We start from the raw sequence: 23724 nt of genomic DNA on the forward strand, positions 1-23724 counted from the left end.
TTCCGTCGCTTACGATCCGGCCCCCGATTTTGCAGGGTTACTCCGATGGCGGAACGTAGCCTTCGGCCTTGGCGTATTCCTCGCCGGAAAAGAACTTGTCCATTTCGCCCTGAAGGTATTTGCGATCTTCGGCGTTCATCATGTTCAGGCGTTTTTCGTTGATCAGCAGGGTCTGGTGTTTCTGCCAGTCGGCCCAGGCCTTGGCCGAGACATGGTCAAAAATGTCCTGACCTTTTGCACCCGGAAATGGAGCGCGCTCCAGGGCGGGTAATTCTTCTTTGTACTTGCGGCACATGATGGTGCGGGTCATGACGACTCTCCTGCGTTCAATACGGCGGCCGCGCGTTCGAGCAAGGTTTTGACCGGGGCGGCAAGGCCCAGGCGCGGCGGGGTGGCGAGGTTATACCAGAGCCAGTCGGCCTCGGTCACGTGATGGCCGGCCTCCTGGACCTGAACCAGCCAGGGTTCGATGGATAACTGAAAGTGGCTGAAGGTGTGAACCAGGCTCGGCAGTGCCTGTTGGCTTCCCAGTTCCAGCGAGTGCTGCGAAGCCAGATGTTGCAGGTCGTCGAGGTCGTCGAGTTCCGGCAGGCTCCAGAGACCGCCCCACAGGCCCGTGGAAGGGCGACGGTAAAGCAGAATCGCGCCTTTGCCGTTGGCGAGCATTGGCATCAGCGTACGCTTCTGTGGCACGGCTTTGCGCGGCTTGGGGATCGGGTAACGGGTTTCGAGGCCAAGCATGTGCGCCTCGCAGCCCTTTTCCAGCGGGCAGAGCAGGCAGCTCGGTTTGCTGCGGGTGCAGAGCGTGGCGCCCAGGTCCATCATCGCCTGGGTATAGGCGTTGACCCGATCATGCGGCGTAAAGCGCTCAGCGTTGGCCCACAGCTGTTTGGCAACCTTGGGCTCGCCCGGATAACCTTCTTGCGCGGTAAAGCGCGCCAGCACTCGTTTGACGTTGCCATCGAGGATCGGCGCCCGCAGGCCCATGCTCAGGCTGGCAATCGCGCCGGCGGTGGACAGGCCGATACCCGGCAGATCGGTGAGCTTTTCCACATCACGGGGAAACTCGCCGCCATATTCGGCGACGACAATCTTCGCGGTCTTTTGCAGATTGCGCGCGCGGGTGTAGTAACCGAGGCCGGTCCACAGGTGCAGCACTTCGTCTTCTGGCGCGGCGGCCAGGGCTTCGACCGTTGGCAGCGAGGCCATGAAACGGTCGAAGTAATTCAGCACGGTGCTGACCTGGGTCTGCTGCAACATGATTTCCGAGACCCACACCCGGTAAGGGGTGATGCCCTGCTGCCAAGGCAAATCGTGCCGTCCGTGTCGGTCGTACCAGTCCAGCACCGCCGTTGAAAATTGCTCGGCTCTCATCGCTTGAACAGCCCCTTGAGCGCGTTTTTCAGTTCCGGGCTGACTTTATCGCCAAGCTTCTCGTCGATTTTTTCGCTGATCCGCTCGCCGGCCAGTTTGCTGGCGACTTGTCCCATGCGTTCGTTGTCGATGCGGCAAGCCTTGGCGCCCAGTTCCAGCGGGCCGCGGCAACGCAGCGGCCACTCGATGCCGACGAAGCGCTCGCTGACCTGGCAGGCCGGGTCCGGCATGTCGCTCTTGTCGCCTTCGACGATCACGCCGACGCGGTAATCCATGCCCAGCACTCGCAGGTCGATGTCGCCATTACCGTTGACGGTCATGCCCGGGATACGCACTTTCAGGTCGGGGTTACTGGCCACGCCGTTGCGCAAGGTCAGGTTGCCCTTGAGCTCTTCGAACGGTGTGTCCTTGCCCCGTGGCTCGCCGGTGAGGGTTTTGCGGTTCAGGGTGGCGATGCCTTTGCACAGTTGCTGCTCAAGGTTGGCATTGAGCAGCACGCCGTTGTTGATGACGAAACTGGTATTGCCGTTGAGGTTATCGATCAGCACGCTCTGGCTATTGCCGCTGCTGGTCAGCGCGCTATCGAGCGTAACCAGGCCTTGGACCGGTGGATTTTTCCCCTGGCTTTCGAGGATTTTTTCTACAGGCACTTTGCTGATGCGCGTCTGCATATTCAGCGCCGGCACTTGCTGGCGCACGTCCAGGGTACCTTTCGCTTCGAAGTTGCCGTCGTACAGGTCGCCGCGCAGGTTCTCCAGCGTCAGCAGGCCGCCTTGGCCGGTGGCCTTGAGTGCAGCATTCTGAATCGGCAGTTTGTCGAGGGTCAGCTGGCCGAAGGTCAGGTCGGCGTCCACGTCGAGTTTGCTCAGGCGCTCTTCCGGGAAAAGACGGTCGGTACTCCATGGCCCTTTGGTTGGTGATGGCGGCAGCGGTGAACTGCCTGCACCCGCCATGGCCTCGCTCTCGGTGTTGGCCACTTCGGCCTGACGCACCTGCTTGGCACTGTTGGCTTCGGCGGATTTTGGTGGCAGGTAACGGTCGACGTTGAAGGTGTCAGCCTTGAGGTTCAGTCGCAGCGATTGCTTGGCGAAGTCCTCGACAGCGATGCGGCCGCTGAAAGTGCTGTCATCGAGTTTCAGGTTGAGACTGTCGAGGGACAGACTGGTCGGCGTGCCGGCAACCTGGCTCACCAGTTCGACTTTGCTCAGGCTACCTTCGGCCATCGCCGGGAGTTTCTGGCCGATGCTGTCGACGAATTTCGCCAGATCGAACTGGGCGATCGACAGCGCGCCGGTGATCTGCGGGGTCTTGTCGAGGTCGTTGGCCTTCAGTTCACCCAAGGCGCGCAGCTGATTGGCGGAGATCTTGATCCCGGTCCATTCGGCGACGTTGGCGGCCTTGTCCAGCAACAGTTGACCTTGAGCAGCGAAGGTCATGGTCTTGCCTTGCAGTGGATCGCCAGCGACTTCACCGGAGAGTTTCATATCTTCGAATTTGTAACGCTGCAGCGCACGCTCGAAACGCAACTCGCCGGCCAGCTCGGTTCGCACCCGCAGAACAGGTTGGTTGGTACCGAGGAACGCGGTGAGTTTGACCGGGATATTGGTTGAATCATGCACCGGGCCAGTGCTCAGCTGGATGCTTTCGGCGCTGAACTGCCTGCCGGTTCTTTCGTCGCTGTATTCAATGCGGGCGTTATTGACGGTCAGGCTGTCGATGTCCAGGCGGATCGGCTGGGCCGGTTTTTCTGCCTGAGCGGTAGTCGTTGGCGCAGGTTCGCCGGTAGCGGCGGGTGGCGTGGCCGAGGTACTCGGGGTGGCAGGCGCCGGGGCTTTGCCGATGTCTTCCCAATTGCCGTGGCCGTTCTTGTCGCGATTCAGGCGCAGGTTCAGACCTTCGACGCGCACATCACTCATCTGCACTTCGCGGCGCAGCAGCGGAATCACGCGGACCGACAGGCCGAGCATCTGCAAGTCTGCGAATGGTTCGGCAGGCTTGGCCAGGGTCGCCACACTGGCTTCATGCAACTCCAGGCCTAGCCAGGGAAACAGGCTCCAACCAATATCGCCATTGAGCGTCAGCTCGATGTGGGCCTTGTCGCGGGCAATCTGGCGAATCTCGTCTTTATAGTCGTTGGGATCGAAGAGGTGGGTCAGGGCAAAGCCCAGCGCCACAATGATCAGCAACAGCCCGAGAAGTACCAGACCCAGGATTTTGCCGAACGCTTTCATGGGCGAGTCCTTGTATTAGTCGAATCGAAATTTAGCCGGGGAGTATAGCGCTCCGAAGTGGCCGGCCGGTCAGTGATCACGTCGGGAGTACATCCAGCGGCACCTTCAGCTTAGCTGCTAGCGCTTGAGCTTCGAGGTGCCCGGCAGGTGCCAACAACCGCAATGTCGCGCCCGATTGCGACGCCATTTTCTGCGCTTCGTTCACTAGACGCTCGGCAACGCCACGACGACGGGTGATTTTTCGTACGCATAAATGGGACAAGTGCCAGACATCGGGGTGCCGTTGCAAACGTGCCGCACCCAACAGGCGATCGTTGAAGCGCCCGGCAATCAGCGAACCGTTCCGCAAGCAGTCTTCAATCAGCTGCAGGTCCCCTGTAAATGGCGCAAACAGCCAGTCCGGGGCGTCGCGATAGATTTTCTGAAGATCTTGCTGATCCTGATAAGTGGCGTGGTTCAGCAGCTCGACAATGATCGGCATGGTGTCTCCTTTGAAAGCTGATCCGGTCCGTAGATACCGTCTTGATGTGTTCCCGGTTGTAGGAGCTGGCTTGCCAGCGAAGGCGGCCTACGGGTCGGTGTTGTTCACAGCGTGAAAGTATATTCATCCAGTGGTACGAGATCAGATGACCTGCAAAAGGTGATGTCACTTTGGTTTCTCTGTCACGTGCAAATGGTAACCTCTGCCCGTTCGTCCGTCCTTCTGCGACGTGATGTCGCACCAAAATGGAGCTTCACCTAAAAAAACAGTCATGCCTGCGTGGATTAAGGCTGGGGGTGAAGTACGGCTGGCGAACAATACTAATAATTGGGGGAAACACCATGACCACGAGCATCACGGCGGACGGCTTTGCCGATCAGCCCGCGTTCCTGTCCAAGGAACGCATCATCGCCAAGCCCGGTTTCAACCGTTGGCTGGTACCACCGGCCGCTCTGGCCATTCACCTGTGCATCGGCATGGCCTACGGCTTTTCGGTGTTCTGGTTGCCGTTGTCCAAAGCCCTGGGCGTCACCAAGGCCGTGACTTGCGCGCCGGACATGAGCTTCATCGCTCAGGTCTTTTCGTCTCAATGCGACTGGCCGATCTCGATGCTCGGCTGGATCTACACCCTGTTCTTCATCTTCCTTGGCTGCTCGGCGGCAATCTGGGGCGGCTGGCTGGAACACGCAGGTCCGCGCAAAGCCGGTGTGGTGTCGGCGCTGTGCTGGTGTGGCGGTCTGCTGATTTCGGCGCTGGGGGTCTATACCCATCAGATCTGGCTGATGTGGATCGGCTCCGGGGTCATCGGCGGTATCGGCCTGGGCCTGGGTTACATCTCGCCGGTCTCGACCCTGATCAAGTGGTTCCCGGACAAGCGCGGCATGGCTACCGGCATGGCGATCATGGGCTTCGGCGGTGGCGCGATGGTGGGTGCTCCACTGGCTGCAGCGCTGATGGGCCACTTCGCTTCGCCAACCAGCGTAGGCGTATGGCAGAGTTTCCTGGTGATGGCCGCGATCTACTTCGTGTTCATGATCGGTGGCGCGCTGTCCTACCGCGTTCCGCCAACCGGCTGGAAGCCTGAAGGCTGGACTGCTCCGGCGAAAAAAGCTTCGAACTCGATGATCACTCACCGTCATGTCCATGTGAATGTGGCGTGGAAGACTCCGCAATTCCGTCTGGTGTGGTTGGTGCTGTGCCTGAACGTTTCGGCGGGTATCGGCATCCTCGGCATGGCTTCGCCACTGTTGCAGGAAGTCTTTGCCGGTAAATTGCTGGGCACCGACCAGACATTTGGTCAGCTGGATGCCGGGCAACTGGCCTCGATCGCAGCGATTGCTGCCGGCTTCACCGGGTTGTTGAGCCTGTTCAACATTGGTGGCCGGTTCTTCTGGGCTTCGTTCTCGGACTACCTGGGTCGCAAAAACACTTATTTCGTATTCTTCGCCCTCGGTTTCGCGTTGTACGCGCTGATCCCGAACCTCGGTCACCTGGGCAGCGTTGCGCTGTTCGTGGCAGCGTTCTGCATCATCCTGTCGATGTATGGCGGTGGTTTTGCGACGGTGCCGGCTTATCTGGCGGACCTGTTCGGTACGCAAATGGTCGGTGCGATCCATGGCCGTCTGCTGACGGCGTGGGCGGCGGCGGGTGTGTTGGGGCCGGTATTGGTGAACTACCTGCGTGAATATCAGCTGAGCATTGGCGTTGAGCGCGCCGCGGCGTATGACATCACTCTGTACATCCTCGCGGGCCTGTTGGTGCTGGGTTTCCTGTGCAACCTGATGGTTCGCCCGGTGGCTGACAAGTACTTCATGACCGACGCTGAACTGGCCGCCGAACAGGCGCTGGGCCACGACAAGGGTGCTGACGCCAGCACCGTGCTGGAATGGAAAGCGGATGCGGGCACCAAGCCGTTGGCGGTGGCTGCGTGGCTGGTGGTGGGGATTCCGTTGGCGTGGGGTGTTTGGGTGACGCTGCAGAAAACAGCAGTACTCTTCCACTAAACCCCTGACACTGATCGTTCCCACGCTCTGCGTGGGAATGCCTCCCGTGACGCTCCGCGTCACATTCAGAGTGGACGCGGAGCGTCCAAGGCTGCACTCCCACGCAGAGCGTGGGAGCGATCTGTGGCCTGGCGTGCTTGTATGGACATGTCTATCCCCGACAGCAGGGGATTCACTCCGTCAGTGATATCACCTCTCGTGTTTCTGTTTAGCGTCCGCGACCCTATAATGGCTGCCTTTTTCGCCCCAATGATTTTTGCGGAGCTGGTGATGGCCGAACGTATGGCGTCTGTCGAGCGCGACACTCTGGAAACCCAGATCAAAGCCTCGATCAACCTGGATGGCACCGGAAAGGCCCGATTTGATATCGGTGTACCTTTTCTTGAGCACATGCTGGACCAGATCGCCCGTCACGGGCTGATCGACCTGGATATTGTCAGCAAGGGTGACCTGCATATCGACGACCACCACACGGTGGAAGACGTCGGTATCACGTTGGGTCAGGCCTTCACCAAAGCCATCGGCGACAAGAAAGGCATCCGTCGCTACGGCCACGCCTACGTGCCGCTCGATGAAGCGCTGTCGCGTGTGGTGATCGACTTCTCCGGCCGTCCTGGCCTGCAGATGCATGTTCCTTATACCCGCGCGACCGTCGGCGGTTTCGACGTTGACCTGTTCCAGGAATTTTTCCAGGGCTTCGTCAACCACGCCAACGTTACCTTGCACATCGACAATCTGCGTGGGCACAACACCCACCACCAGATCGAAACCGTGTTCAAGGCTTTCGGCCGCGCCCTGCGCATGGCCGTGGAGCTGGATGACCGCATGGCCGGTCAGATGCCGTCGACCAAAGGCGTTCTGTAATGCAGACGGTCGCGGTTATCGATTACGGCATGGGCAACCTGCACTCGGTGGCCAAGGCCCTCGAGCACGTCGGTGCCGGCAAGGTCCTGATCACCAGCGATGCCGATGTGATTCGCGAAGCCGACCGGGTGGTTTTTCCCGGCGTCGGCGCGATTCGCGATTGCATGGCGGAGATCCGTCGTCTGGGCTTCGATTCGCTGGTGCGTGAAGTCAGCCAGGACCGTCCGTTCCTCGGCATTTGCGTGGGCATGCAAGCCTTGCTCGACCGTAGCGAAGAGAACGACGGCGTGGACTGCATCGGTCTGTTCCCGGGCCAGGTGAAGTTCTTCGGCAAGGATTTGCACGAAGACGGCGAACACTTGAAAGTCCCGCACATGGGCTGGAACGAAGTGAAGCAGACGGTAGAACACCCGCTGTGGCACAACATTCCCGACCTGGCGCGTTTTTACTTCGTGCACAGCTACTACATCGCTGCCGGCAATGCGCGGCAGGTGGTCGGTAGCGGTCACTACGGGGTCGATTTCGCCGCAGCGCTGGCCGATGGCTCGCGTTTCGCCGTGCAGTTCCACCCGGAGAAAAGCCATACCCATGGCCTGCAATTGCTGCAGAACTTCGCTGCGTGGGATGGTCGCTGGTAAATGGCTGCCAAAAAGAAGCCGCCGATCCTGACCCTCACTCCCGAACAGGAGAACGAGGCCAATCACAAGATCAAACGCTTCATGGAGGATCGCTTCGAGCTGGACCTGGGTTCGTTCGAAGCGGCTGAAATCCTTGAGCTGTTTACCCGTGAAATTGCTCCGCACTATTACAACAGGGCGATTTTCGATGTGCAGACGCACCTCAAAGAGAGGTTCGAAAGCATCGAAAGCGACCTGTGGGCGCTCGAGAAAAACTGATTTCCGAGCGAAGCTGAATACTCGAATTTGAAGGTTTGCCAGATGCTGATTATTCCCGCTATCGATCTCAAAGACGGTGCCTGTGTTCGTCTGCGCCAGGGCCGCATGGAAGATTCCACGGTGTTCTCCGATGACCCGGTGAGCATGGCTGCCAAGTGGGTGGAAGGCGGTTGCCGCCGTCTGCATCTGGTCGACCTGAACGGTGCCTTCGAAGGCCAGCCGGTCAACGGCGAAGTGGTCACCGCCATCGCCAAGCGCTACCCGAACCTGCCGATTCAGATCGGCGGCGGTATCCGCTCGCTGGAAACCATTGAACACTACGTCAAAGCAGGCGTGAGCTACGTGATCATCGGCACCAAGGCCGTGAAAGATCCGGCTTTCGTGGCTGAAGCCTGCCGCGCGTTCCCGGGCAAAGTGATCGTCGGTCTGGATGCCAAAGACGGTTTTGTCGCCACCGACGGCTGGGCTGAAATCAGCACCGTGCAGGTCATCGACCTGGCCAAGCAATTCGAAGCCGACGGCGTATCTGCGATCGTTTATACCGACATCGCCAAAGACGGCATGATGCAGGGCTGCAACGTCTCTTACACCGCCGCTTTGGCCGCTGCGACGAAGATTCCGGTGATCGCTTCCGGCGGTATCCACAATCTGGGTGACATCAAGTCGCTGCTCGACGCCAAGGCGCCAGGCATCATCGGCGCCATCACCGGCCGGGCGATTTACGAAGGCACCCTCGATGTCGCTGAAGCGCAAGCTTTCTGCGATTCGTACAAAGGCTGAGGACTCACCATGGCGCTGGCCAAACGCATCATCCCTTGCCTGGACGTGGATAACGGCCGGGTGGTCAAGGGCGTCAAGTTCGAGAACATTCGCGACGCCGGCGACCCGGTGGAAATCGCCCGTCGTTACGACGAACAAGGTGCCGATGAGATTACCTTTCTCGACATCACCGCCAGCGTCGACGGTCGCGACACCACGCTGCATACCGTCGAACGCATGGCCAGCCAGGTGTTTATCCCGCTGACCGTGGGTGGCGGCGTGCGTACCGTGCAGGACATTCGCAACTTGCTCAATGCCGGTGCGGACAAGGTCTCGATCAACACCGCTGCGGTGTTCAATCCGGAATTCGTCGGCGAAGCGGCTCAGCATTTCGGCTCGCAATGCATTGTCGTCGCCATCGATGCGAAGAAGGTTTCCGGTCCGGGCGAAACCCCGCGCTGGGAAATCTTCACCCATGGCGGTCGCAAGCCAACCGGCCTCGACGCCGTTGAGTGGGCGAAGAAGATGGAAGGCCTCGGTGCCGGTGAAATCCTGCTGACCAGCATGGACCAGGACGGCATGAAAAACGGCTTCGACCTGGGCGTCACTCGCGCCATCAGTGATGCGCTGGGGATTCCGGTGATCGCGTCCGGCGGTGTCGGCAACCTGCAGCATTTGGCCGACGGCATTCTCGAAGGCCACGCCAGCGCGGTGCTGGCGGCGAGTATTTTCCACTTCGGCGAATACACCGTGCAGGAAGCCAAGGCCTACATGGCTCATCGCGGCATCGTGATGCGTTAAACAGTACAGGCCAGTGGACAGTGTGGCGGGCTCAAGGCACTCTTGAGCACGCCATGGATTCCGGTAGCCCGACATGCTTAAACGTCTTCTTCTTGTCCTCGCCAGCGCTTCTCTGTTGCTCATCAACGGAGCTCACGCCGAAGAAAATCCCGGTACCGGTCTGGTGTTGCTGACGGAAAACTTCCCGCCGTACAACATGGCGAAGAATGGCAAAAATTTCGCTCAGGACGAGAACATCAACGGCATTGCCGCGGACATCGTCCGCGAGATGTTCAAACGCGCCGACATCACCTACAGCCTGACGCTACGTTTCCCTTGGGAGCGAATCTACAAACTCGCCCTGGAAAAGCCCGGTTATGGCGTGTTCGTGATGGCACGGTTGCCGGATCGCGAGAAACTCTTCAAGTGGGTCGGCCCTATCGGTCCTGACGACTGGATCATGCTGGCCAAGGCTGACAGCAAGATCACCTTGGAAAACCTGGAGCAGGCGCGCAAGTACAAGATTGGTGCCTACAAGGGTGATGCGATTGCCGAGACACTGGCCAAGCAAGGTTTGAAACCGATTGTTGTGTTGCGGGATCAGGACAACGCAAAGAAGTTGGTTAACGGTCAGATTGATCTATGGGCCACGGGCGATCCGGCGGGCCGTTATCTGGCTCGCCAGGATGGAGTGACCGGACTCAAGACGGTACTGCGCTTCAACAGCGCCGAGTTGTACCTGGCGCTGAACAAGGACGTACCGGATGACGTAGTAGCCAAACTTCAGGCAGCGCTGGATCAGCTGCGCAGGGAAGGTGTGGTCGACGACATCATGGCGCGGTATCTCTAAAGAGACTCAACGAGTCTCGACGGTTGTAGTGCTATCAATCAGGTAAACCGCCCATGTGAACGCAGTTCGCAGCAACGACTTGGTGATACTTTGCTCCGCGCTTGAAACTCCAATGATGCACAGTACGTGAATGCCCGTTTGAGGGCCGATGGCCTGGTTGATTGATGGTGCGGTGGACTCAAGGGCGGCACTGTAATCCGCCGGCCGATGGCAATTTCTTGCATCGCGCGTGGTTTTATATCGATAAAACGGCGAGCTGATGGAAAACCTGTAGTTCCAGGTTGGCAAAATACGTTCCTGGAAAGTACCCCGCTCGATGTATACGTGGCTTCTTATGCGCCAGGGCGCCTCGACAGCAATGTTCACGGGCTGTAATAAGCAGTTCTGCGAGTTGCCGTCGAATACGCCATTGATAAAACAGTGGTGCAGAAAGTTGGCAGAGTAACTGTAGTTATAAGTACTCGCCTCACACGAACCACTGTAACTGCACTCCGACCGGCCTGTTTCACCGGCAGGCAGTGCGTACTTGCTCACGATGCTGGTGATATCGCCGTTGCCCCGATCCAGCATTGGACTTCCGGAGCTGCCGACGCGGATTGCATCGCATCGATTTCTGGTTGCCAGGGAAAACACCCCTGGATGCCCGATAAAGCTACCGGCCGATTGTTCCGAGCAAACACTCATGCGCAGGCCTTGCTCGGTGAACCCCGAGGGGGCTCCAATGTTGAGCACATCACGACGCTCATCGTTTTGGTGTGCAGCAAGCGGGAGTGGTTTGATGCCTGCCTTGATGAGGCTTGCCAGTGATCTTTCAATCCTGATGACGGCCAGATCAGTGCCAACGGTGCTGCTCCAGACTGCAGTGCGTACCGGGTAAGTAATTTGCCGCTCTGGCTCGTCATGGAAATAGTTGAAGGTGATGTTCGCATCGATGGCTATATCAGTGCGTGAAGTCCCGTATTCATAGAGTACGCAATGACCGCTGGTAATCAGATACGCCGGTCCCACCGCTTTGCCCTGGCTGTTTCGTGTGTCGAGCAGGGAGGCGGTGCATGAGGCGCCGGAACTGAAGGTCAGGCGTCCGATACCGCTCCAGAGCGAGTAGCGCTTGTCTTGGTTTTGCAGGGCTTTGGAGGTCGATCCGTTGATGGCCCCTTCTCCCAGGTCCCGCGCATGGAGGCATGTGCTGGCGATCAGAAGACAGCAAAGGGTTAGATGTTTTATGTATTTCATGGCCATTCCTTGGTGATGAAATTCAGAGTGAACCCTATCCTGGCACGATCCTGATGGCCTTGAGGTATAGATAGTTATTGTCAGCGGTTTCTATCAGCGGTTGCGGTAGTTGCCATCCTTGCCATGCGCCGCCGTCGCGCGATTGCCGCGCACGCTGATCATCTGCTTGATATCGATCCAGTTAATGCCCTGCGCCTTGAGCTTGGGCAGCTCACGCTCCAGCACTGCCAGTGTCTGCGGATACGGATGCCCGATCATCACCGCCGAACCCTGCTTGCGTGCCAGGCTGATCGCCGTCTGTAGCTGAGTGAAAATCGCCGCTTCGGTGGGCTCATCATCCAGAAACACATCCCGCGAAATACTCGCCAAACCAATCTTCTGCGCCTCGGCGGCGGCCACGGTTTGTGCACTGGTGCGGCTGTCGACGAAGAACTTGTGCCGACGCTGCAAGTCCGCCATCAGCCAGGCCATGGCCGGTTGCTGAACGGTCATGCGGCTGCCCATGTGGTTGTTGATGCCAGCGGTATACGGCACAGCCTTGAACGCCGCGTTCAAGCGCTTCTCGAGTTCTTCGATGGGTAACTCGGGATGCCAGGCAAACGGCCCGGTGGCCGGGGCCATGGGCATGTGCAGAATGACGATCTTGCCGGCGCGATGGGCTTCGCGGGCGAACTCGGTGGCGTGGGGTGTGTCGGGCATGATTGCCGCGGTGACCGGGCCGGGCAGTGCCAGTACGCGGCGATCCTGGAGCAGGTTCTGCCCCAGGTCATCGATGATCAGGCTCAGATAAGCCTTCGCCGGTGTGGCCGTCGTCGTGGCAGGCGCCGCGTGAGCGACACCCACCAGACAGCACAGCAGACCGAGGAGCAACCGCAGGCGCATCTCAGCGGCCGGAAGTGATGCTCAGCCCTTTGAGCAGGCTCAGGGCCTGGGCCAACTGGTAATCGTCATCCTGCGGCATGGCCTTGGCCTTGGCCTTGCCGCCGGAACCGGTCGGTTTGTCGGCGCCGCCGTTGCCATTGCCCAGGTGACCTTGCAGATCGGCTTCCTTGAAGTATTCGCCGTCCTGCTCGTTGGTGATCTTGGCCCTGCGCACTTCGATGTCCGGGACAATGCCTTGGGCCTGAATCGAGCGGCCATTCGGCGTGTAGTACAGCGCCGTGGTGATTTTCAGTGCGCGTTCGTTGTTCAGCGGCAACACGGTCTGGACCGAGCCTTTGCCGAAACTGGTGGTGCCCATGACCACCGCGCGTTTCTGATCCTGCAGGGCGCCGGCGACAATTTCCGAGGCCGAGGCGCTGCCGCCGTTGATCAGCACGACCATTGGCACAGCTTCGCTTTCGTCCTTACCGGTGGCGGAGAAGCGCAGTTCGGAGTTGGCGATGCGGCCCTTGGTGTAGACGATCAGGCCTTTGGTGATGAAGTGGTCGACCACTTCCACCGCCGATTGCAGCACGCCACCCGGGTTGTTGCGCAGGTCGAGGACGATACCGCTGAGCTTCTTGCCGTTGTCTTTGCGCAGCTTGGCCAGGGCTTTGGAGACCTCTTCGCCGGTCTTGACCTGGAACTGGGTAATGCGGATGTAACCGTAGCCGGACTCCAGCAGCTGGCTCTTCACGCTTTTCACTTGAATGATGGCGCGGACCAGGGTCACGTCGAATGGCGCGCCACCGTCGCGTACCAGGGTCAGGGTGATCTTCTGGCCGATCTTGCCGCGCATCTTGTCGATGGCTTCGGTCATGCTCTGGCCGCGAGTCGGCTGGCCGTTGATCTTGACGATGAAGTCGCCGGCCTGAATGCCAGCCTTGGAGGCCGGGGTGTCATCGATGGGTGAAACCACTTTGATGAAACCGTCTTCGGCGCCGACTTCGATGCCCAGGCCTCCGAATTCGCCGCTGGTGCTTTCCTGCAATTCAGCGAAGTCTTCCGGGCCAAGGTACGCGGAGTGCGGGTCGAGGTTGCTGAGCATGCCTTTGATGGCGTTTTCCAGCAGGGTCTTGTCGTCCACCGGTTCGACATAGGCTGCCTTGATCCGGTCCATGACTTCGGCAAAGGTGCGCAACTCGTCCAGCGGCAATGGCGCCTTGGTGGTCGCAGCAGTGCCTGCAGGTGCGACCGCCGGGGCAGGCTCAGCGGCGAACGCCAACGGTGCGCCGATCACCAGGGCAATCGTCAGGGCCAGCGAGGTAAGGCGGGACAAATACAGCATGTCGAACGAACTCCTGAAGTAGATGGCGTGCTTATCCTTGCGCACGACACCATTGCGCCGGATCACTCGGGTGACCCTGCTGACGAATAGCGAAATACAGCGCTGGTGTGTCCTGCCCGCCACTGCTACCGACAGTGGAGATGGACTCACCGGCTTTTACCACGTCACCGGCAGACTTGAGCAGCGTCTGGTTGTGACCGTAAAGACTCAAAAAGCCATTGCCGTGGTCGAGAATCACCAACAACCCGGCGCCACGCAGCCAATCGGCAAACACCACGCGGCCGCCGTGTACGGCATGCACCTGGCTGCCGGCGGAGGCGCTGATCATTACGCCGTCCCATTTGGTGCGGACATCGTCACCACGGCTTTCACCGAAGCGCGCCAGCAATCGACCATCAACCGGCCAGGGAAGTTTGCCACGGGTGGAAGCAAAGGCGCCGCCAAAGGTTTCGCCTGAACTTGAAACCAGTGCGCCGGGTGTCGATTTAACGGTTTTGCGTGGGGCATCGGTGGCATCTGCTTCAGCCTGGGCCTCACGTAAACGCTTTTTTTCAGCTTCCTGCTGGGCGATCAGCGCTTTTTGCCGCGCTTCTTCTGCCTCTCGGGCCTGACGGGCCAAGGTTTCTTCAATGGTTTTAAGAACTTTAGACAGGTCCGCCTGATCCTGCTCGCGCGCCGCCAGTTTCTGATCGCGAGCCTTCACGTCATCGTTAAGCTTGGCCAGGGCTTGCTGGCGTTCTTTGCGGACCTTGTCGAGTTCGTCGCGCTGGCTGTCGAGGCTGCTTTTTTGCACCAGCAATTGTGCCTGCTGCATGGCGATGTCTTTTTCGACATTGGCCAGTTGGCGCAGGGTTTCGTTGAAATTCTTCAGCTGCTCCAGGCGAGCCTGGCTGAGATAGTCGTAATAGGTGAGGGTGCGGGCGAATTTTTCCGGGTTCTGCTGGTTGAGCAGCAGCTTCAGGTATTCCTGACGGCCGTTCTGATAGGCCGCGCGGGCCTGAATGGCGATCAGTCGTTGCTGTTCAATGCGCGCGCTCTGGAGTTTTTTTTTCTCCGCATCGAGTCGCTGTAGCTCGGATTCGCTTTTCTTCAGCTCTTTTTGCAGGGCTTCGACCTGCTTCTCGAGCTTGCCCATCTCGGTTTCAGTGCCCTTGAGGTCTTTCTGCACTCCGGATTTTTCTTCCTGGAGTTTACCCAGCAGCTTTTTCAGCTCGGCAATGTCCTGACGCGTGGCGTCCAACTGTTGTTGGGTTTGCGTGCGTTCGTCGGCGAAGGCCGGTTGGAGCAGGCAAGTCAGGGCAAGGGCTATCAGGACGCGAAGCATAGAGGCGGGCGACACCAGGGAAAGGGACGGCCTAGTATGCCCGCCATGCGCAGCAAAAAAAATGCCCATTTGGGGTTGTGTGATAACTGGACAGAAAAACACCGAAAACCAATGTGGGAGTGAGCCCGCTCGCGATGGCATCAGTACATTCAACAAAGATGTTGGCTGTCAGATTGCTATCGCGAGCAGGCTCGCTCCCACAGGGTTTTTGGCTGCGTTTGACTGCCGGATTACACCAGAATCGAAGTCCCGGTCATTTCCACAGGTTTTTCAAGCCCCAGCAACATCAACATGGTCGGCGCCACATCCGCCAGCACGCCGCCGTCGCGAACCTTGAGGTCACGCTTGCCGACATAGATGAAAGGCACTGGCTCGGTGGTATGCGCAGTGTGCGCCTGACCGGTGGTCTCGTCGGACATTTGCTCGACATTGCCGTGGTCGGCAGTAATCAGGGCTTCGCCGCCGACTTTTTCCAGGGCATCGACGATACGGCCGACGCACAGGTCCAGGCACTCGACCGCTTTGACTGCCGCCTCGAACACACCGCTGTGACCGACCATGTCGCCGTTGGCGTAGTTGACCACGATTACGTCGTAGCGCTGGTTTTCAATGGCGTCGACGATGCGGTCGGTGACTTCCGGGGCGCTCATCTCGGGCTGCAAATCATAGGTGGCGACTTTCGGCGACGGGATCAGGATGCGTTCTTCGCCCGGGAACGGTTCTTCGCGACCGCCGGAGAAGAAGAAGGTCACGTGGGCGTACTTCTCGGTTTCGGCGATGCGCAACTGCGTCTTGCCGTTTTTCGCCAGGTAATCGCCCAGCACGTTGTCCAGGCTGCTCGCGGCGAAGGCCGACGGCGCAGGAATGCTGGCGGCGTATTGGGTCAGCATGACGAAACCGGCCAGTTTTGGCTGGCGAGCGCGTTCGAATTCCTTGAAGTTGTCTTCGACGAACACGCGGGTCAGTTCGCGGGCGCGGTCGGCGCGGAAGTTCATGAAGACTACGGCGTCGCCGTCTTCGACTTTCACGGGTTCGCCGATGGACGTGGCTTTGACGAATTCGTCGCTCTCGCCACGCTCGTAAGCGGCTTGCAGGCCTTCCTGAGCGGTGGCGGCATTGAATTCGCTGATGCCATCGACAATCAGGTTGTACGCCTGAGACACGCGGTCCCAACGGTTGTCGCGGTCCATGGCGTAGTAACGGCCAATGATGCTGGCGATCCGGCCTTTGCCGAGGGCCTGGAAGGTTGCGTCCAGCAGTTCGATCGACGACTGGGCACTTTTCGGCGGCGTGTCGCGGCCGTCGAGGAAGGCGTGCAGATAGATTTTTTCGGCGCCGCGCTTGTAGGCCAGTTCAGCCATGGCGATCAGATGATCCTGATGGCTGTGAACACCGCCATCGGACAGCAGGCCCATGAAGTGCACGGCTTTGCCGGCAGCAACGGCTTTATCCACCGCGGCGCAGATGGTCGGGTTCTCGAAGAACTCGCCATCGCGAATCGCTTTGGTCACGCGGGTGAAGTCCTGATACACCACCCGGCCAGCGCCAAGGTTCATGTGGCCGACTTCGGAGTTACCCATCTGGCCGTCCGGCAAGCCGACGTCCATGCCGCTGCCCGAGATCAGGCCGTTCGGCACGGTGGCCCACAAGCGGTCCAGTACAGGCTTTTTGGCCGCAAAGATGGCGTTGGATTCAGGGCTCTCACTGTGACCGAAGCCGTCGAGAATGATCAGGACCAAAGGTTTAGGCGTGGTAGTCATGGATTCCGCTCGTGGCTGAGTTAAAGAAGGCGATGGAAAAGGGAGTGGCAGTTTAAAGCGAAGTTCCGACCGCGTCACCGCCGGACGGGGTTTGGCCCACCATAGCGGCTGTGTATACTGGCCGACATTTTAACGCCCTGGAACCTCCTTCGATGGTTGCTCACCTGATTGAATTTGCCACTAACCACTATTTGCTCGTCGGTATCTTCGTCGTACTGCTGGCGTTGCTGATCGCTTATCAGATGCAGGGCGGCGGCCGCAGCCTGAGCACCGGTGAACTGACCGGGCTGGTCAACAAGGACGCAGGCGTGGTGATCGACATTCGTCCGACCAAGGATTTCGCCGCCGGTCACATCGTTGGTGCGCTGAACATTCCTCAGGACAAACTGACTGCTCGCGTCGGTGAACTGGAAAAGCACAAGGCCAAGACCATTATCCTGGTCGACGCCATGGGCCAGACTGCCGGCACCCACGCCCGCGAACTGATGAAGTCCGGCTTCACCGCCGCCAAGCTGTCCGGCGGTATTTCCAGCTGGAAAGCCGACAATCTGCCGTTGGTGAAGTGATATGAACAATGTCGTCGTCTATTCCAGCGATTACTGCCCTTATTGCTCGCGAGCCAAGTACCTGCTCGAGAACAAAGGCGTAGCCTTCGAAGAGATCAAGGTCGATGGCAAGCCGCAGGTGCGTGCCGCGATGGCTCAGAAGGCCGGGCGTACGTCCGTGCCGCAGATCTGGATCGGCAGCACCCACGTTGGCGGCTGTGATGATTTGTTTGCCCTGGATCGCGCCGGCAAGCTCGACGCCATGCTGGGCCTGACTGCCTGACTTGAAAATAGCCAACCCTACAAGACCCGAGATCAGAAAGGATCTGAGATGACTGACCAACAGAACACTGCAGCTAGCGAAGAAGAAACCGCACCGCAATTCTCCTTGCAGCGCATCTACGTACGTGACTTGTCCTTCGAAGCCCCGAAAAGCCCGGCGATCTTTCGTCAGCAGTGGGAGCCGAGCGTCGGTTTGGATCTGAACACCCGTCAGAAGGCTCTGGAAGGCGACTTCCACGAAGTCGTGCTGACCCTGTCGGTCACCGTGAAAAACGGTGAAGAAGTGGCGTTCATTGCTGAAGTGCAACAGGCCGGGATCTTCCTGATCAAGAACCTGGACGATGCTTCGATGAGCCACACGCTCGGCGCGTTCTGCCCGAACATCCTGTTCCCTTATGCTCGCGAAACCCTGGACAGCCTGGTGACCCGCGGTTCGTTCCCGGCCCTGATGCTGGCCCCGGTGAACTTCGACGCGCTGTACGCACAAGAGCTGCAACGCATGCAGGCTGCGGGCGAGACTCCAACCGTTCAGTAAAAAGAAGCTTCGTTTGCTCCATGAAAAAAGCGCCGTTGAAGGCGCTTTTTTCGTGGAGCAAACGAAACCTTCGAGTAGGAGCTGCCGAAGGCTGCGATCTTTTGATTTTGATTTTTAAGATCAAAAGATCGCAGCCTTCGGCAGCTCCTACGGGGGCGTGTCCCTTACTTGAACCCGAGCTGGCGCCAGCCTTCATACACCGCGACGGCCACGGTGTTGGACAGGTTCAGGCTGCGACAGCCTTCGCGCATGGGCAAACGCAGACGTTGTTCACTGGGCAGGGCATCGAGCACTTCGGCCGGCAAGCCGCGGCTTTCCGGCCCGAACAGGAAGGCATCGCCCTCGGCGAAACTGGCCTCGTGAAATGGCCGCGAGCCCTTGGTGGTAAAGGCGAACAGCCGAGGATGGCCGAGGCTTTCCAGGCAGCTTGCGAGGTCCGCATGGCGTTGCAGGGTGGCATACTCATGGTAATCGAGGCCGGCCCGGCGCAGACGCTTGTCGTCCATCTCGAAGCCCAGCGGTTCGATCAAATGCAGGTGGCAGCCACTGTTGGCGCACAGCCTGATAACGTTGCCGGTATTCGGCGGAATTTCTGGTTGGAAAAGGATGACGTGAAACATGCACGGCTCCGAAGATAAAGATGACGGGCATTCTACGCCGCCAAAGGATCCTCGTTCGAAACTATTCCCGCGGGTGATGGCTTCGCTGGCGATTGTCGGGGTGATGGTGGGCCTGATGATCGGTCGCCTGACAGCGCCCGACCCCAGCGTTTTACAGCAGGTCGAGGTGACGAACGATGGGCTGGTGGTATGGTTCAACAACGAACCCAAAACCCACGGCGAGCTGGTCGACGGCAGCGTGGCGCTGTTGTTCGAGGCGCAAGGCAAGGCGCAGAAAGGTCAGCTCAAGCTCAACGGCAAGGACGTGAACTGGCGAACGCGGTTGAGTGATGGCGGATTGTTGCTGACGCTGGTGGCTGCCCGGCCGCTGCAGGGCGAGTGGGCCGGTAGCGAGGTCGATGACCGCTGGCGGCTGGAGATCCATCTCCGAGAGCAATAAAAGAGGGAATCCCCGGCCTGCCTGTACCAAGGTTCCCAAAACGGGAGGGCTCGCGCATTGCGTCGTGAACCCGGTGTAAAGAGGGAATCCCCGGCCTGCCTGTACCAAGGACCCCAAAACGGGAGGGGCTCGTCGCAGTTGCGGTATGAGCCCGGTGTAAAGAGGGAATCCCCGGCCTGCCTGTACCAAGGACCCCAAAACGGGAGGGCTCGTCGCAGTTGCGGTATGAGCCCGGTGTAAAGAGGGGAAGCCCCGGCCTGCCTGTACCAAGGTCCCCGAAACTGGGTAGTGAATCGAATCACTGATTGGACTATTGCAGGGCGCGTGCCAGTTTTTAACACGTTGCAACAGAAAGCCGTCGAGAAGCGCTGAAAGCCCCGTAATTCGGGGCTTTTGGGTTTTTTCGATAGAGGTTCGATTGCGAACGCAGGCGGGATTTCGGATCTGTTGCCGTGCGCGATTGCGGTTCACGGTGCATTGCGGCGGTGCACACCGGGGCGATGATCGTTCCCACGCAGAGCGTGGGAACGATCAGGTGAAGGGACTAGCCCTCATCCCCCTCATCATCATCCCCACTATCAACCTTCATCCCCAATTCCTTGATCTTGCGCGTCAGGGTATTACGCCCCCAGCCCAGCAACACGGCGGCATCGCGGCGGCGGCCGGCGGTGTGTTTGAGGGCGGTTTCGATCATGATCCGCTCGAAACTCGGCACGGCGCTGTCGAGCAGACTCGATTGACCGCGAGCCAGCGCCTGATCAGCCCACTGACGCAGCGCTTGCTCCCAGTTGGTCACCGGCGCCGAATCCTGCGGCAGGCTCAGCAGCTCTGGCGGCAGATCGCTGATGTGCACTTCGCGACCCGAAGCCATCACCGTAATCCAGCGACAAGTATTCTCCAGCTGACGCACGTTGCCTGGCCACGGCAGGTTCTTCAGGTATTCCTCGGTTTCGCTTTTCAGCAGCTTTGGTTCCACCGCCAGTTCTTGCGCGGCGCGGCCAAGGAAGTGCTTGGCCAGGGTCGGGATGTCTTCGCGACGGTCCGACATTCGTGGAATGTGGATGCGGATCACGTTGAGGCGGTGAAACAAGTCCTCACGGAATTTCCCGGCATGCACCAGGGTTTCCAGATTCTGGTGCGTCGCGGCGATGATTCGCACATCGACCTTCACCGGCACATGGCCGCCGACACGGTAGAACTCGCCGTCTGCCAATACCCGCAGCAAACGAGTCTGAGTATCCGCCGGCATGTCACCGATTTCATCGAGGAACAGCGTGCCGCCATCAGCCTGCTCAAAACGCCCGCGACGCAAGTTGGCCGCACCGGTGAATGCGCCTTTTTCATGGCCGAACAGTTCGGATTCCATCAGGTCTTTCGGGATCGCCGCCATGTTCAGTGCAATGAACGGCGAGGCCGCCCGTGGGCTGTGACGGTGCAGGGCGTGGGCAACCAGTTCTTTACCGGTACCGGATTCGCCATTGATCAGCACGGTGATGTTGGAGTGGCTCAAGCGCCCGATGGCGCGAAACACTTCCTGCATCGCCGGCGCTTCGCCGATGATTTCCGGGGTGCGGGTCAGTGTCGGGACGACTTCCAGGCCTTGCTGTTCCTGAGCGTGCTGGTTGGCACGTTTGACCAGCGACACCGCTTCGTCGACGTCAAATGGCTTGGGCAGGTATTCGAACGCGCCGCCCTGATAAGACGCGACAGCGCTGTCCAGGTCGGAGTGCGCGGTCATGATGATCACCGGCAGCCGTGGGTGTTGTTCGCGAATCCGTGCCAGAAGGTCCAGACCGCTGGCACCCGGCATGCGGATGTCAGAGATGATCACGTCCGGCTGCTGACGCGCCAGGCGGCTCATCACTCCATCGGCACTGTCGAAGCTTTGCGTAGTCATGCCTTCCTGCTGCAAGGCTTTTTCCAAGACCCAACGGATAGAACGGTCGTCATCGACGATCCACACGGTTTCACTACGGCTCATGTCGATGTGGCTCCTTGTTCCAGTGGCAGAAAGATCGAGAACGTGGTGTGGCCTGGATGGCTGTCACATTCGATCAGGCCCTGGTGCTGGCTGATGATGTTCTGGGTAATGGCCAGGCCCAGCCCGGTACCGTCCGGGCGGCCGCTGACCATGGGGAAGAAGATGGTTTCCTGCAACTCGGCGGGAATGCCCGGGCCGTTGTCGATGATTTCGATCTTGGTCACCAGACGATGGCGCACGTGGCCGATGGTGAATTGGCGCATGGCGCGGGTACGCAAGCTGATGCGGCCAAGGCGCAGCTCGTTCTGGCTGCTGATGGCCTGCATCGCGTTGCGTACGATGTTAAGCACGGCTTGAATCATCTGTTCGCGATCAATCAAGACATCCGGAATGCTTGGGTCGTAGTCGCGCACCAAAGTGATGCATCCCTGACTTTCGGCCTCTACCAACTGACCCACGCGTTCCAACACTTCATGGACGTTGCACATGGCCAATGACGGCAATTTGTTGGAGCCGAGCATGCGATCCACCAGATTGCGCAGGCGATCGGCTTCTTCAATGATGACGTTGGTGTAATCGCGCAGGCTTTCTTCCGGCAATTCACGGGCGAGCAGTTGAGCCGCGCCACGAATCCCGCCCAGCGGGTTTTTGATCTCGTGGGCGAGGCCGCGTACCAGCATCTTGCTGGTTTCCTGTTTCGACAGTTGCGCCTCTTCCTTGGTGATCCGCAGCAAGCGGTCACGCGGGTGAACCTCCAGCAGCAGCAGCGTAGCGCCATTGCTCAGGATCGGTGTCACGGCGTAGTCGACGGTCAGGGTCTGGCCGGTGAGGGCGGTGAGCATCGCTTCACGTTTGGTGAACGGATGCGCCTGCTCGACCGCCTGACGCAGGGAATTCAGCGCTTCGGTGGACTCGGTGAACAATTCGCTGATGAACTGTCCATGGCTTCGCTGACCACTGATGGCCAGCAGCATCTCCGCCGCCGGGTTCATGTACTCAAGGCGCAGTTCGGCGTCGAGCAGAATGGTGGCGGTGGTCAGGTTGTCGAGTAGCAAGCGGTGTAGTGCGTCGCTAATGGTCATCAGGACCTCTTTTGGAGCAGGGCATGCGCGTGAATAACGCGCCGATACGGGGAAAATGCAAAAACCAAACCAAGGCTCCGAAAAGAAGCGTTTAGAGCCTGAAACAGGCGTTTGACGCTCATTTGCGTGGCGTTCTGCCAGCTTTTGCGGGTACTTTCGAACCAAAATGGGTTGGGATATGAGTACTGTGCACTCTATCGCACCAATATAGTGCGCAAACCTGAACTGTAGGAGCGAAGCTTGCTCGCGAAGACGGCGGTACAGTCAACATTGATGTCGCCTGATATACCGCTTTCGCGAGCAAGCTCGCTCCTACAGGGTTGCGCTTAACTGACTGGCATTAGCGCCAGAAGCTTTTTTCTTCTTCAGGTTTATCTTTGAGGGGGCATTCCGGCCGTTGGCCGTAGTCGGTGAAGGCGCAGGGTTTGACCTGGCGTTTCTGCGCGAGGGAAATGCGCTGCATATGGAAGGGTTGATTGGCCGTGCGTTCGACGGTACGGCCCTGTTCGTCGAGGATTTCCACCGATAAGTGATGGCTGCCGCGGTCGATGTTGCTCAGGGCGAACACCGGGCTCGGGCCGGGCTCGGCGGTGGGCTGGCCATCCAGCAGCAGGCGATACCTATGGCCCTGTTGCAGGCCGGGTTCACTGGTAACGCTGACGATCAATTCACCGGCAGTGCTACGGATCGTGGCATCCGGGTCCGGCACCAGCACACGAAGCATGTCGTAATGAAACAGTGGTTTGGCTTTTGTGGCCGCAACTGGCGCGGCGCCACTCGGGTTGGCCGACATTCGATTGCTGGTCGCCAGTGGCACGCGCTTGGCGTTACGAGTGCCCGGCTGATCGGTGAAGACCCGATTACCCTGGGCGTCGATATAGGTGAAGACCTCGGCCATTGTCGGCAGGCTGATCAGGCACGCGACCAACAGCCAGAACCTCAAGGCTTATGCACCCGTTGTACGGTGAAAGTCACGGTGGGGCTCTGCTGCACGACATTTTGCCCATCGATCACCTGAACCGCGAGGCGGTGTTCGCCACGGTCGATGTTCACCAGTTGCAGAATCGGTACGTTGCTCGGTTGGCCGTAGGCTTGATCGTCCAGTAACAGCCTCAATCGATGAGGGCCTTGCAGGCGCGGCTGGATCAATACGCCAACCGTGAACGTGCCGTTGTTGGCGCGCAAGGCTTCTTCGGTGGGCAAACCGGTCAGCTCCAGCACCTGATAGGCGCTGTTGGGCTGTTCACGGCGACTGGATTGCGCAGGCGCTATTGGTTCGCTCGGTGGTTGAAGCTCGATGCTGTTGAGCGGTGGTAACTCCACGGGCTGAGCCTTTACGCCATCGGGTGGTTGATTGCTGTACGCCGTGTTGCCGTTGGCGTCGGTGTATTTGTAGATCTGCGCGGCGACGGGCAGGGCGATCAGCACAAGCAGGCATAACAACAATGAGCGCATTGCAGGCTTCCATTGGCCGTT

25 protein-coding genes are annotated in these 23724 nt (G+C 59.2%); 11 read left to right on the forward strand and 14 right to left on the reverse strand.

From position 1 onward, the window contains the following. Positions 1-37: 37 nt before the first annotated feature. The 4 genes from CKW20_RS09675 to CKW20_RS09690 form a co-directional block, all read right to left on the reverse strand. Positions 38-310, reverse strand: coding sequence for an oxidative damage protection protein (locus CKW20_RS09675; protein ID WP_047272894.1), 273 nt, complete (start codon positions 308-310; stop codon positions 38-40). Then, the gene (gene mutY, locus CKW20_RS09680; RefSeq protein WP_095052728.1) at positions 307-1374 is read right to left on the reverse strand and encodes an A/G-specific adenine glycosylase; all 1068 of its coding nucleotides are present in this window, start codon (positions 1372-1374) and stop codon (positions 307-309) included. The genes CKW20_RS09675 and mutY overlap by 4 nt, the downstream gene beginning before the upstream one ends. Further along, on the reverse strand, positions 1371-3605 hold the full coding sequence (locus CKW20_RS09685) for an AsmA family protein (RefSeq protein WP_095052729.1): 2235 nt from the start codon (positions 3603-3605) through the stop codon (positions 1371-1373). Before CKW20_RS09685 ends, mutY begins: the two co-directional genes overlap by 4 nt. Before the next feature lie 76 nt (positions 3606-3681). Further along, positions 3682-4086 carry an acetyl-CoA sensor PanZ family protein gene (locus CKW20_RS09690; RefSeq protein WP_095052730.1) on the reverse strand — a complete coding sequence of 135 codons (405 nt, stop codon included), beginning with the start codon at positions 4084-4086 and terminating at the stop codon, positions 3682-3684. 341 nt (positions 4087-4427) lie between these two features. Here CKW20_RS09690 and CKW20_RS09695 point away from each other — a divergent pair, with 341 nt between their 5' ends. The 7 genes from CKW20_RS09695 (at position 4428) to CKW20_RS09725 (ending at position 10238) form a co-directional block, all read left to right on the forward strand. Next, entirely contained in the window at positions 4428-6089 is a 1662-nt protein-coding gene (locus CKW20_RS09695) for an OFA family MFS transporter (RefSeq protein WP_052962820.1), read from the forward strand. 270 nt (positions 6090-6359) lie between these two features. Continuing rightward, entirely contained in the window at positions 6360-6953 is a 594-nt protein-coding gene (hisB, locus tag CKW20_RS09700; RefSeq protein WP_007939452.1) for an imidazoleglycerol-phosphate dehydratase HisB, read from the forward strand. Further along, on the forward strand, positions 6953-7591 hold the full coding sequence (hisH, locus tag CKW20_RS09705; protein ID WP_095052731.1) for an imidazole glycerol phosphate synthase subunit HisH: 639 nt from the start codon (positions 6953-6955) through the stop codon (positions 7589-7591). The genes hisB and hisH overlap by 1 nt, the downstream gene beginning before the upstream one ends. After that, positions 7592-7849 (forward strand): DUF2164 domain-containing protein, encoded by a 258-nt coding sequence (locus CKW20_RS09710; protein WP_046045558.1) that lies wholly within the window; start codon positions 7592-7594, stop codon positions 7847-7849. A gap of 42 nt (positions 7850-7891) precedes the next feature. After that, complete coding sequence (gene hisA, locus CKW20_RS09715; protein ID WP_019581800.1) at positions 7892-8629, forward strand: 1-(5-phosphoribosyl)-5-[(5-phosphoribosylamino)methylideneamino]imidazole-4-carboxamide isomerase; 738 nt, start codon at positions 7892-7894, stop codon at positions 8627-8629. A gap of 9 nt (positions 8630-8638) precedes the next feature. Then, positions 8639-9409: an imidazole glycerol phosphate synthase subunit HisF gene (gene hisF, locus CKW20_RS09720; protein ID WP_007897430.1), complete on the forward strand. Its 771-nt coding sequence runs from the start codon at positions 8639-8641 to the stop codon at positions 9407-9409. 73 nt (positions 9410-9482) lie between these two features. Continuing rightward, a complete protein-coding gene (locus CKW20_RS09725) occupies positions 9483-10238 on the forward strand; it encodes an ABC transporter substrate-binding protein (protein ID WP_095052732.1) in 756 nt (251 codons plus the stop codon). Positions 10239-10244: 6 nt separating this feature from the next. Here CKW20_RS09725 and CKW20_RS09730 read toward each other — a convergent pair whose 3' ends face one another. The 5 genes from CKW20_RS09730 to gpmI all read right to left on the reverse strand — a co-directional run bounded on the left by CKW20_RS09730 (position 10245) and on the right by gpmI (position 16764). Beyond that, positions 10245-11471: a serine protease gene (locus CKW20_RS09730; RefSeq protein WP_095052733.1), complete on the reverse strand. Its 1227-nt coding sequence runs from the start codon at positions 11469-11471 to the stop codon at positions 10245-10247. Positions 11472-11564: 93 nt separating this feature from the next. Beyond that, positions 11565-12353: a divergent polysaccharide deacetylase family protein gene (locus CKW20_RS09735; RefSeq protein WP_095052734.1), complete on the reverse strand. Its 789-nt coding sequence runs from the start codon at positions 12351-12353 to the stop codon at positions 11565-11567. A 1-nt stretch (position 12354) separates the two neighbouring features. Further along, a complete protein-coding gene (locus CKW20_RS09740) occupies positions 12355-13680 on the reverse strand; it encodes a S41 family peptidase (RefSeq protein ID WP_095052735.1) in 1326 nt (441 codons plus the stop codon). A 31-nt stretch (positions 13681-13711) separates the two neighbouring features. Continuing rightward, a complete protein-coding gene (locus CKW20_RS09745) occupies positions 13712-15004 on the reverse strand; it encodes a murein hydrolase activator EnvC (RefSeq protein ID WP_095052736.1) in 1293 nt (430 codons plus the stop codon). A gap of 230 nt (positions 15005-15234) precedes the next feature. Then, positions 15235-16764: a 2,3-bisphosphoglycerate-independent phosphoglycerate mutase gene (gpmI, locus tag CKW20_RS09750; RefSeq protein WP_095052737.1), complete on the reverse strand. Its 1530-nt coding sequence runs from the start codon at positions 16762-16764 to the stop codon at positions 15235-15237. A 152-nt stretch (positions 16765-16916) separates the two neighbouring features. Here gpmI and CKW20_RS09755 point away from each other — a divergent pair, with 152 nt between their 5' ends. Genes CKW20_RS09755 through secB form a run of 3 tightly spaced genes read left to right on the forward strand, consistent with a single transcriptional unit; the run spans position 16917 to position 18126 of the window. Further along, complete coding sequence (locus tag CKW20_RS09755; RefSeq protein ID WP_030129277.1) at positions 16917-17330, forward strand: rhodanese-like domain-containing protein; 414 nt, start codon at positions 16917-16919, stop codon at positions 17328-17330. A gap of 1 nt (position 17331) precedes the next feature. Beyond that, positions 17332-17592 carry a glutaredoxin 3 gene (grxC, locus tag CKW20_RS09760; protein ID WP_095052738.1) on the forward strand — a complete coding sequence of 87 codons (261 nt, stop codon included), beginning with the start codon at positions 17332-17334 and terminating at the stop codon, positions 17590-17592. A gap of 48 nt (positions 17593-17640) precedes the next feature. Further along, positions 17641-18126 carry a protein-export chaperone SecB gene (gene secB / locus CKW20_RS09765; RefSeq protein WP_007897410.1) on the forward strand — a complete coding sequence of 162 codons (486 nt, stop codon included), beginning with the start codon at positions 17641-17643 and terminating at the stop codon, positions 18124-18126. A gap of 164 nt (positions 18127-18290) precedes the next feature. Here secB and CKW20_RS09770 read toward each other — a convergent pair whose 3' ends face one another. Further along, entirely contained in the window at positions 18291-18746 is a 456-nt protein-coding gene (locus tag CKW20_RS09770) for a tRNA (cytidine(34)-2'-O)-methyltransferase (RefSeq protein ID WP_095052739.1), read from the reverse strand. On the opposite strand from CKW20_RS09770, the gene CKW20_RS09775 reads away from it, so the two are divergent. Then, positions 18745-19185, forward strand: a complete 441-nt coding sequence (locus CKW20_RS09775; RefSeq protein ID WP_095052740.1) for a hypothetical protein — start codon at positions 18745-18747, stop codon at positions 19183-19185. The two genes, CKW20_RS09770 and CKW20_RS09775, sit on opposite strands and share 2 nt — an antisense overlap. 544 nt (positions 19186-19729) lie before the next feature. Here the strand turns inward: CKW20_RS09775 and ntrC are convergent. The 4 genes from ntrC to CKW20_RS09795 form a co-directional block, all read right to left on the reverse strand. After that, a complete protein-coding gene (gene ntrC / locus CKW20_RS09780) occupies positions 19730-21166 on the reverse strand; it encodes a nitrogen regulation protein NR(I) (protein ID WP_095052741.1) in 1437 nt (478 codons plus the stop codon). Then, on the reverse strand, positions 21163-22248 hold the full coding sequence (gene glnL, locus CKW20_RS09785; RefSeq protein WP_038978561.1) for a nitrogen regulation protein NR(II): 1086 nt from the start codon (positions 22246-22248) through the stop codon (positions 21163-21165). Before glnL ends, ntrC begins: the two co-directional genes overlap by 4 nt. A 340-nt stretch (positions 22249-22588) precedes the next feature. Beyond that, positions 22589-23191, reverse strand: a complete 603-nt coding sequence (locus tag CKW20_RS09790) for a DUF4124 domain-containing protein (RefSeq protein ID WP_095052742.1) — start codon at positions 23189-23191, stop codon at positions 22589-22591. Continuing rightward, entirely contained in the window at positions 23188-23703 is a 516-nt protein-coding gene (locus tag CKW20_RS09795; protein ID WP_095052743.1) for a DUF4124 domain-containing protein, read from the reverse strand. Before CKW20_RS09795 ends, CKW20_RS09790 begins: the two co-directional genes overlap by 4 nt. Positions 23704-23724 lie beyond the last annotated feature (21 nt).

The sequence above is a fragment of the Pseudomonas sp. Irchel s3b2 genome (genome assembly GCF_900187445.1).
In the GTDB taxonomy this organism is placed as follows: Bacteria; Pseudomonadota; Gammaproteobacteria; order Pseudomonadales; family Pseudomonadaceae; genus Aquipseudomonas.

Excerpts from the sequence above, each read along its gene's own strand:
- CKW20_RS09745 (WP_095052736.1), bottom strand. The coding sequence starts at position 15,004 with ATGCTTCGCGTCCTGATAGCCCTTGCCCTGACTTGCCTGCTCCAACCG.
- CKW20_RS09735 (WP_095052734.1), bottom strand. The coding sequence starts at position 12,353 with ATGCGCCTGCGGTTGCTCCTCGGTCTGCTGTGCTGTCTGGTGGGTGTC.
- CKW20_RS09770 (WP_095052739.1), bottom strand. The coding sequence starts at position 18,746 with ATGTTTCACGTCATCCTTTTCCAACCAGAAATTCCGCCGAATACCGGC.
- CKW20_RS09690 (WP_095052730.1), bottom strand. The coding sequence starts at position 4,086 with ATGCCGATCATTGTCGAGCTGCTGAACCACGCCACTTATCAGGATCAG.
- gpmI (WP_095052737.1), bottom strand. The coding sequence starts at position 16,764 with ATGACTACCACGCCTAAACCTTTGGTCCTGATCATTCTCGACGGCTTC.
- glnL (WP_038978561.1), bottom strand. The coding sequence starts at position 22,248 with ATGACCATTAGCGACGCACTACACCGCTTGCTACTCGACAACCTGACC.
- hisA (WP_019581800.1), top strand. The coding sequence starts at position 7,892 with ATGCTGATTATTCCCGCTATCGATCTCAAAGACGGTGCCTGTGTTCGT.
- CKW20_RS09755 (WP_030129277.1), top strand. The coding sequence starts at position 16,917 with ATGGTTGCTCACCTGATTGAATTTGCCACTAACCACTATTTGCTCGTC.
- mutY (WP_095052728.1), bottom strand. The coding sequence starts at position 1,374 with ATGAGAGCCGAGCAATTTTCAACGGCGGTGCTGGACTGGTACGACCGA.
- ntrC (WP_095052741.1), bottom strand. The coding sequence starts at position 21,166 with ATGAGCCGTAGTGAAACCGTGTGGATCGTCGATGACGACCGTTCTATC.
- CKW20_RS09775 (WP_095052740.1), top strand. The coding sequence starts at position 18,745 with ATGCACGGCTCCGAAGATAAAGATGACGGGCATTCTACGCCGCCAAAG.
- secB (WP_007897410.1), top strand. The coding sequence starts at position 17,641 with ATGACTGACCAACAGAACACTGCAGCTAGCGAAGAAGAAACCGCACCG.
- grxC (WP_095052738.1), top strand. The coding sequence starts at position 17,332 with ATGAACAATGTCGTCGTCTATTCCAGCGATTACTGCCCTTATTGCTCG.
- hisF (WP_007897430.1), top strand. The coding sequence starts at position 8,639 with ATGGCGCTGGCCAAACGCATCATCCCTTGCCTGGACGTGGATAACGGC.
- CKW20_RS09695 (WP_052962820.1), top strand. The coding sequence starts at position 4,428 with ATGACCACGAGCATCACGGCGGACGGCTTTGCCGATCAGCCCGCGTTC.
- CKW20_RS09710 (WP_046045558.1), top strand. The coding sequence starts at position 7,592 with ATGGCTGCCAAAAAGAAGCCGCCGATCCTGACCCTCACTCCCGAACAG.
- CKW20_RS09740 (WP_095052735.1), bottom strand. The coding sequence starts at position 13,680 with ATGCTGTATTTGTCCCGCCTTACCTCGCTGGCCCTGACGATTGCCCTG.
- CKW20_RS09675 (WP_047272894.1), bottom strand. The coding sequence starts at position 310 with ATGACCCGCACCATCATGTGCCGCAAGTACAAAGAAGAATTACCCGCC.
- hisB (WP_007939452.1), top strand. The coding sequence starts at position 6,360 with ATGGCCGAACGTATGGCGTCTGTCGAGCGCGACACTCTGGAAACCCAG.
- CKW20_RS09725 (WP_095052732.1), top strand. The coding sequence starts at position 9,483 with ATGCTTAAACGTCTTCTTCTTGTCCTCGCCAGCGCTTCTCTGTTGCTC.
- CKW20_RS09730 (WP_095052733.1), bottom strand. The coding sequence starts at position 11,471 with ATGAAATACATAAAACATCTAACCCTTTGCTGTCTTCTGATCGCCAGC.
- hisH (WP_095052731.1), top strand. The coding sequence starts at position 6,953 with ATGCAGACGGTCGCGGTTATCGATTACGGCATGGGCAACCTGCACTCG.
- CKW20_RS09685 (WP_095052729.1), bottom strand. The coding sequence starts at position 3,605 with ATGAAAGCGTTCGGCAAAATCCTGGGTCTGGTACTTCTCGGGCTGTTG.
- CKW20_RS09795 (WP_095052743.1), bottom strand. The coding sequence starts at position 23,703 with ATGCGCTCATTGTTGTTATGCCTGCTTGTGCTGATCGCCCTGCCCGTC.